Origin of the sequence: Bartonella melophagi K-2C, assembly GCF_000278255.1 — a bacterium.
Taxonomy (GTDB): Bacteria; Pseudomonadota; Alphaproteobacteria; order Rhizobiales; family Rhizobiaceae; genus Bartonella; species Bartonella melophagi.
In genome coordinates this window covers 1-1155 of the sequence record NZ_JH725091.1, presented here as the reverse complement: position 1 = coordinate 1155, position 1155 = coordinate 1, and the positions used below count along the sequence as shown (strand labels likewise).

The window sequence follows — 1155 nt, the reverse complement described above, 5'->3', positions numbered from 1 at the left end:
CCACTGCATACAAGCAACAAAATCTCATCAGCATTCACAAAAAACTGTTCATTCATTTTCCATCCCCTCTATTCCTTGTTCGTAAATGGTTGTTTTTAAGTTATGGGGATGTTAATACGCTTTTCGTAATAATTAGTCAAGAAATAAATTACGATATACGTATTTTTTTGGATTTATAATCCACATAATAATTATGATTTTAAATATAAGTTGGGAATGTTATGCTAAACAATGAAAGAGAAAAACAGTTATCTGTAATGCTAGATAAGTTATCTGAAAAGGAAAAAACAGCTTTTATAAATTTCGTGCTGCAAGCAAAGATTTTAAAAGATCCTCAACAATCTTTTTTTCAGAATCATTCGCTTGAGAATATAAATAAAGAAAATCATCTGAGCAAAATCCAGAAACAGGTGAGGAATCTTTAAAAAACTCCATAATTTTAACAAGCTCATCAGCTTTAATATCTCTCATTTCTTTATCTGGATTAAGATTAACAATATTAGATATAGCTGGTCTACGCACTCCAAGATGGGCTGCAAGCTTTGCTTGACTTCCACGGCCCATTTTATCGAGTTCCTTTTTTATCCAAATTTTTAGCTCTCTTTGTTTAACCATATTCAAGTTATTTCTCATTTTTAAAAATCTTACAATAATTAAAAAAATATAAATACGTTTATCGTATTGACTAAATGTTTCTTATATCGTATTTATTATACATGATAAAAACATGTACAGAAACAGCAAAACTTATAATTACGTATCTTGGTGGATACCAGGCAGTTGCTAATATTATTAATCGCAACGTTGTTGTAGTCAGAAAATGGACTTATCCTTTTGAGAAGCGTGAAGGAAAAGGTGGCATTATTCCCGCTAAATATCAAGTTATGCTTTTGAATTACGCTAAAAGCAACAACATAGATTTACGTCCTGATGATTTCTTTTATCCCGAGCGTTTACAAGATTTAATGCAGCAAAAAGAAACCTCCCCATCATCTGATTTTATTGATGTTTGTGTAGTGAGCAGGTCGAGGTGTGATCAAACCGATGGTCAACAATATTAGGAGGATAAGAACATGAGTATAGAAAAGAAATACGAGCTTACGGAAGAAAGTGAGAAGGTTGATAATTCAAGATTTGGAAAGAAATATAACTGCA

Annotated in this window: 2 protein-coding genes; one reads left to right on the top strand and one right to left on the bottom strand. The window is 31.4% G+C overall.

All coding sequences use genetic code 11. The annotated features are described in order from the left end of the window. Positions 1 to 294: 294 nt before the first annotated feature. Entirely contained in the window at positions 295 to 615 is a 321-nt protein-coding gene (locus ME3_RS06645) for a helix-turn-helix domain-containing protein (protein ID WP_051011136.1), read from the bottom strand. A 101-nt stretch (positions 616 to 716) separates the two neighbouring features. On the opposite strand from ME3_RS06645, the gene ME3_RS06640 reads away from it, so the two are divergent. Then, a complete protein-coding gene (locus ME3_RS06640; protein ID WP_039952768.1) occupies positions 717 to 1061 on the top strand; it encodes a hypothetical protein in 345 nt (114 codons plus the stop codon). The last annotated feature ends 94 nt before the right edge of the window (positions 1062 to 1155 follow it).

Bases quoted from the DNA above. Each gene is read 5' to 3' on its own strand.
- ME3_RS06640 (WP_039952768.1), top strand. From the start codon at position 717: ATGATAAAAACATGTACAGAAACAGCAAAACTTATAATTACGTATCTT.
- ME3_RS06645 (WP_051011136.1), bottom strand. From the start codon at position 615: ATGGTTAAACAAAGAGAGCTAAAAATTTGGATAAAAAAGGAACTCGAT.